The sequence below is a fragment of the Prosthecobacter sp. genome, from assembly GCF_044222345.1.
In the GTDB taxonomy this organism is placed as follows: Bacteria; Verrucomicrobiota; Verrucomicrobiia; order Verrucomicrobiales; family Verrucomicrobiaceae; genus Prosthecobacter.
This window is the reverse complement of the sequence record NZ_JBGANL010000115.1, coordinates 1-5,719: the sequence shown is the minus strand read 5'-3', so window position 1 is coordinate 5,719 and position 5,719 is coordinate 1. Positions and strand designations below refer to the sequence as shown.

The window sequence follows — 5,719 nt, the reverse complement described above, 5'->3', positions numbered from 1 at the left end:
TTGCGCAGCTGCAGAGCGCTCCCAATGTGGACTCGCAATCCCCGGCACGCAGGTAAATATCGAACCCGCTCAAGGTGTTGCGATGCCCTCGTATTCATCTCCATGAGGGCTCTTTGGCCTCCGAGCTTTGGACACCGTTGTCGTGCGCTACCAAGCTCCGTCGGCCAGACCCGCATCATCGCTCAAGCGCAGCCGCCGCAGCGCGGAGGGAAGCTGGTTTCCGGTTTCCACGGTTTCCTCCCATAGCACACCGACATGGAAACCAGCCCTTTTCAGAGATCTCTGCCAGCCCCGCCAAACAAAAGCTGACAACGGAACCGTCCTCGTGCTGCCGTGAATGAGGTTAGGGCACCCCTCGCTCTCAGCAGCCATCAAGCCCGCCCAAGCCCTTTTCCACGCCCTCGCCGGTTTCGGTTTCCATTCTCCCCACCTAGGGGAGGAAACCACGGAAACTGGAAACCAGCCCCGCCTTTGCCACCCCAAGGTACTCCGCCGCCCCGCTCCCAAAAAGTTTCCATGTTTCCATGCTTAGGGGTGGAAACTTGGAAACTTTTTTCCCGGCCCGCGTCCCGGTGGCCATGGTCGGGGAGCATGCCTGCCGGGCTTCGTGATCATCATCCTGCTGCCTCCGGCCATCCAGCCTAGGCAGTTCGCGCCCCCGGCTGCCAGCGGACTCCTGCTGGCTGGACTTTACGGTCGGGCGCGTTATTCTTGGCAGGCCTGCTGGCGCTCATCTGCCATGATGTCAGCCAAAGGCGGTCAAATCTCAAGGCGTTGGAAAAACCTCAGCAAACAGTTCACCGTCCAGCACTCTGGCCTCAACACACGCCATGCGATTCTCCAAGCGAATCATCGGTCTAAACATCTCGATGTTTTTCTCGTTTGCGATTGCCTTGGTGAGCTTTGTCTACTGGGCACCATGGACGACGACGCTTACTGTTGAGGAGGCATCGCAGCGTTATCCAGGCCAGGTTAGCCAGTCGTGGCGGGCAGTTCGCGTCGAGCACGGGCGATTGAGCGAGTGGCGGCTGGGCACACCGCGACAGAATCCCTGGGCGTTTGGCCTTTGTACGGCGTCCATGTTCTCCGCTCTCATTTATTGCTTCGCCACCGTCATCCGGTTGGAGCAGCTCAAAAAGAAGACGGAGCAGGGGACACCTGAGTCCTAAAAAGGCGTTGTCACCTAGCCAGCGCGGGCTCAGAGCGCCGGATCTCGTCACCTCAGGCACACCGCTGCCAATGCCCAAAAAGTTTCCATGTTTCCATGCTTAGGGGTGGAAACTTGGAAACTTCTTCAGCCGCGTCCCGCTGGCCATGTCCGGGGAGTTGGAAAGGGGGCCGTTGCTCCGAGTCGGGGGTATCCGTCAAAGCCCGGCCTCCTTCGCGTGTTCGAATGTCACCCGAGAAACTTCACCAAATTCGCCAATTTCACCAGGGGGGTATACGCACAAGGCAGTGTGCCAGGGTGACCGCCACAACTTCAACCTTTTCAACGGGAGGGTGTAATCCACGCAGGGCTTCTCTCCCTTTGGCTGAGGCCTGCAGAGGGAATGGCTGGCGCTCTGGCAGGGAGTGATGCCGTCCGCCCCACTCAGTTCATGCGCCAAGTGAGGCACGAGCAAAGGATGATGTAACTTACGGAATCACAGATGCATAGATCATGGATAAGCGTACTAAATGCCCTGTATCTTTTTTTATAGGTTATTCACCCATCATTTGACGAGTAAATAAAGTATGCCGCAATCATTTCATTTAACATCCAACCAGCCAATAAAAATATCATGCCCTATCAATACAATTTCAGCCAAACAGATGAAGCCACAAAGAAGAAAGTTTGGGAAAAGGGCACGGCGGTAGAAGGCTACGATGCCGCCGTCTGGCGGCGGGATATATGTGGCAAAGTGATGAAATATTCCGAACATGGGAATGTTGATTCAGAATACGGGTGGGAAATCGACCACATTAAACCACTCTCAGCGAATGGGACAAACACATGGGACAATCTCCAACCCCTGAACTGGAAAGTAAACCGTGCAAAAAGCGATACCTACCCTTGGAGTTGCTCAATGTTGGATTGATCTGACGGCAAAGAGGTTGAAACGATGAATGAGGCAATGCCGCCCTCCTTACCAGCAACGTGTTCAACAAATAACCCCATTCCAAGCAGGGTTTGATACACACGCTCATTCCGCGAGGCGGTATCCATGCGAATACTTTACATTACATTGATTGTTGGTAGTTAATAATTGGGTTGTTTGGGGGCTCTGAAACTGGCCTGCGCCAGCAATAAAGCCTCCTGAACGCCGCACGGGTCTACCCCACCAGCTTGAGCGTCCGTTTCTCTTGGGCGCTGCGGAATGCGGTATCGACGATCTGCTGGCCGATGCGGGAGATGTCGAGGCGGAGCGGGCCGATCAAGGGCGCGCCGGTCTCTAGGTGGTGGATGACGTTTTCGATGGGATTGCGGTTCGGCGACTGGACGGGATCGACCGGGACTTCGTAGCCTTCCGGACGGGCGCGGGTCTGCACGCGGACGGTGGGCTCGTAGTCGTAGCACGAGATGGTGCCGTCGGTGCCTTTGAGGACGAAGCCGCACTTGGGCTGGGGCTGGTGGGTCCAGGGATCGGTAAAGGTGCCCCAGCGGGTCTCGGTCTTGCTGAGGCCCAGGCGGTAGCGCAGCACGGCCACGGCGTGCTCGTCCACCTCCAGGCCTTCGGGCTGGTTCCAGGTACAGGTGACTTCCAGGGGCGACTGCCCGCCGAGGTGCCAGGTGCCGAGGGTGGCGCCGTAGCCCATGTAGTCGAGCAGGGATCCCCCGCCCTGCGCCTTGCTGTAAAACCAGCTGGCGGATTTCTCGGCGGCGCTGGGTTCTTTTTCGATCTTGTCCGCGCCGTGGCAGAGCGGGCCGCGATTGCCGCCGTGGTGGTGGAATTCGCGGACTTCGCCGATGAGGCCCTCCTGAATCAAGCGGTGCGCGGTCTGCTGTCCGGCATCCCAGACGAGCGGCCAGTTCACGGTGAGGAGCTTGCCATGCGGCTGCATGGCGGCCACCATGGCATCGGCCTCGGCCAGGGATCCGGCGAAGGGTTTCTCCATGATGATGTGGGTGCCGTAGGGCGCGATCTTGGAAACCCAGTCGCCATGGCAGGAGGCGGCGGGACAGAGGATGACGATGTCCGGCTTCGTCTGCTCCATGCAGGCGCGGTAGTCGGTGAAAACCTGGGCGGGCGTGAGGCTGAAATTGCGCGTGGCTTCCACGAGGCGCTCGGGCTTTTCATCGCAGATGCCCACGAGTTCCGCGTTCGGATGCTCGGAGGTCTGGCGCAGGAGGTCGCCCATGTGGAAGTGATCGAAATTGATGCCGGCGATGCGCCATGTTTTGCTCATAAAGAAGGTCTGGAAAAGGAGGGGGCCATCGAAGCCGAGAGGGACACCGATGACAAGCCCCAGAGTACGGTGTGCGGCGTGGGATTCATGCAGCGGGCCCAAGTTACGAGGCCGTTTAGGAGCGCGGACTTTAGTCCGCAGCAGGTCGCAAACACGAGGCCGGTGATGCGTGGTTTGCGGGGCGCAAGCACGGTGGTCCTCGATGTGGAGAGCGCCAGTGTGAAGTAAGAATTCTGCGGGCGGCGGAGAGCTGCATTCTTCGCCAAGGCTTCGAATCCCGAGGCGGAATGAATTCCGCGCTCCCAGGGCGCTGGGCTCGGCGCGCGGCCTGACATATCCCTTTTCAGCCGGCGTTTTCCCGGCTTTGATTCCGCCCCATGGCTGCCAATGAAATCCGCGACACCCCCGGCCGGCTGCTGCTGGGCTGGGCGGTGCTGTTCACGTCGCTGGTGATTCTTTCGTGGCGCATCCATCTGCGTCCGGCGGACTATGAGTGGGTGGAGTACCCCACCGCGCTGGGCGACACGAAGTACTACACGACGCTGGGCAAGGATGACCGCTACGAGCCGAACCTGCGCTTTGCCGGGCAGGACGAGGGGCTGTTTCGACGTGCGGAAGAGGCGGTGGAGTTTGATGATGGGACGATGGTAAAACAGGGGCTGGACGCGACGGGGCGGCATTTCATTTACCAGCCGGAGGGGGCTGGCGAGAAGGGTCCCCTGCCCGTTTATTTAAAGAGCGGGGAGAACCGTTACGTGGAGTTTGGAGCGCGGAAGTTTTACCCGCCGTTTGTGCCGAAGACCGGGCCGTGAAGGAGAGAAGTTGCCGTGTTTCAGACCAGCGATTCCAGCAAGGATAGAGGTCCACGAAAGCAGATCAGCCAGGCATAAATAACATCAAACCAAAAGGCCGAAAGCAGCGCACCGAGGTAAATCACAGCCACTACAGGCCAGCCCACTAGTCGAAGCAGCCAGGAAGCACCGTCCCCCTTCATGGCCTTCCAGAGGCTGGCCGCATCCCCCGTGCTGGGAAAGGCATGCATGGCCACGGAAATTCCCAGCCAGCCCAGCCCTATGTCCATCAGCCCCATGGGCAGGGATCTCGCAGCTTCCCCCAGGGCTACAGGAAGGCAGATGAGTGCGCCCACAATGGAATTGATCAAAAAGGGGGCCACAGAAATGAGAAAATGCTTCCACCCGGAAGCTGGGGCATCGTGAATCACATACCCCGACGGATTCCCCGCACGGATATAGCAAACCTGGAGCACGGGAGTCTTGGTCAGGCGGCACATCAGCTGGTGCGCAGCTTCATGCACAATGACGCCGGGGAATGTGAGAAATGCAATGAGGGGGCCTGGAATGAAGAGCATGTGAGAGGTACCTTGAAATCAATGATCAAAGCCTGATCGGCGAGGTATTGGGTGCCAAAGGCGGCATCAGAGGCCTCTGTCGTGATAAATCGATCTTGTAGATGAGGGTATTGACGCGCAGTTCCAAACTCTTTTTCACGGATCGTCCAACCAGAGAGTTCACCGCCTGTGCCGCTTCAGCAGCATGACCGCTGTTGAATGCTGCTTCCGCATAGTCCAGCACCGTCTCAGTGTCTGAATGAGATGCCTTGAGTCCCCGATAGCTTTCATAGGCCTCCTCCCAGCGTTCCTGACTGACCATTTTTTTCGTGCGTGCGAACTCAATTGCCGTGTGAAGGCGCTCGCGGGACAGAACCAAGGAGACTGTGACCGTCAGGAACACCAGTACGGCGGAGGCTTTGACCCACAGCGGAAACGGAAATTTCACCAACTCCATGCGACAGGGCTCGCATAGAGCAAGGCTGGTGGAAGTGCTCAGTCGGATGGAGCCACACTGGGCGCAGGATTTGGGTGCCTCCGCAGAAGGCGGGGTGTCGGCATCAGAAAGCGGTGGCGGCAGGCTCATAGTTACAGCAATGGATTAAATCATTTCAGCAGCCGGGTGGATTGACAAGCAAATATCACCCTCAAAAAAATCCTCTCTTCACAAGGCACAAAATTGGCTCGTGAAATGCGCTTGGCACCCCCATAATTCTCCCTTTAATCCCGCCCCCCGAACTTCCTCCCAAGACACACAATGCCCATCGCCCGCGCCCTGCTCTCTGTTTCTGACAAATCCGGCCTCCTCGACTTCGCCAAAGGACTGGCGGCGCTCGGGGTGGAGCTGCTTTCCACCGGGGGCACCTCCAAGCACCTGAAGGACGGCGGCCTCACGGTCACAGATGTGTCTGACCACACCGGCTTTCCGGAGATGTTTGACGGTCGCGTGAAGACGCTGCACCCGAAGGTCCACGGCGGCCTGCT

At 58.4% G+C, this 5,719-nt stretch carries 5 protein-coding genes and 1 pseudogene; 3 read left to right on the top strand and 3 right to left on the bottom strand.

Annotated elements, in window-relative coordinates; translation table 11 throughout:
* The first annotated feature begins 1,781 nt into the window (after positions 1-1,781).
* Complete coding sequence (locus tag ACILSL_RS26575) at positions 1,782-2,078, top strand: HNH endonuclease signature motif containing protein (protein ID WP_395735101.1); 297 nt, start codon at positions 1,782-1,784, stop codon at positions 2,076-2,078.
* Between the two features lie 235 nt (positions 2,079-2,313).
* Here the strand turns inward: ACILSL_RS26575 and ACILSL_RS26570 are convergent, their stop codons facing one another.
* Positions 2,314-3,387, bottom strand: a complete 1,074-nt coding sequence (locus ACILSL_RS26570; protein ID WP_395735100.1) for a Gfo/Idh/MocA family protein — start codon at positions 3,385-3,387, stop codon at positions 2,314-2,316.
* Positions 3,388-3,764: 377 nt separating this feature from the next.
* On the opposite strand from ACILSL_RS26570, the gene ACILSL_RS26565 reads away from it, so the two are divergent.
* Positions 3,765-4,199, top strand: coding sequence for a hypothetical protein (locus ACILSL_RS26565; RefSeq protein WP_395735099.1), 435 nt, complete (start codon positions 3,765-3,767; stop codon positions 4,197-4,199).
* Between the two features lie 20 nt (positions 4,200-4,219).
* Here the strand turns inward: ACILSL_RS26565 and ACILSL_RS26560 are convergent, their stop codons facing one another.
* Together ACILSL_RS26560 and ACILSL_RS26555 are read right to left on the bottom strand one after the other, a co-directional pair.
* Complete coding sequence (locus ACILSL_RS26560; protein WP_395735098.1) at positions 4,220-4,756, bottom strand: metalloprotease family protein; 537 nt, start codon at positions 4,754-4,756, stop codon at positions 4,220-4,222.
* Positions 4,757-4,781: 25 nt separating this feature from the next.
* Positions 4,782-5,321, bottom strand: a complete 540-nt coding sequence (locus ACILSL_RS26555; protein ID WP_395735097.1) for a hypothetical protein — start codon at positions 5,319-5,321, stop codon at positions 4,782-4,784.
* A gap of 171 nt (positions 5,322-5,492) precedes the next feature.
* Between ACILSL_RS26555 and purH the strand changes: the two are divergent.
* A pseudogene (gene purH / locus ACILSL_RS26550) lies at positions 5,493-5,719 on the top strand (bifunctional phosphoribosylaminoimidazolecarboxamide formyltransferase/IMP cyclohydrolase); the annotation flags it as partial.

What these genes read in the sequence shown, in the direction of transcription:
- ACILSL_RS26565 (WP_395735099.1), top strand. Translation starts at nt 3,765, where the DNA reads ATGGCTGCCAATGAAATCCGCGACACCCCCGGCCGGCTGCTGCTGGGC.
- ACILSL_RS26560 (WP_395735098.1), bottom strand. Translation starts at nt 4,756, where the DNA reads ATGCTCTTCATTCCAGGCCCCCTCATTGCATTTCTCACATTCCCCGGC.
- ACILSL_RS26570 (WP_395735100.1), bottom strand. Translation starts at nt 3,387, where the DNA reads ATGAGCAAAACATGGCGCATCGCCGGCATCAATTTCGATCACTTCCAC.
- ACILSL_RS26555 (WP_395735097.1), bottom strand. Translation starts at nt 5,321, where the DNA reads ATGAGCCTGCCGCCACCGCTTTCTGATGCCGACACCCCGCCTTCTGCG.
- ACILSL_RS26575 (WP_395735101.1), top strand. Translation starts at nt 1,782, where the DNA reads ATGCCCTATCAATACAATTTCAGCCAAACAGATGAAGCCACAAAGAAG.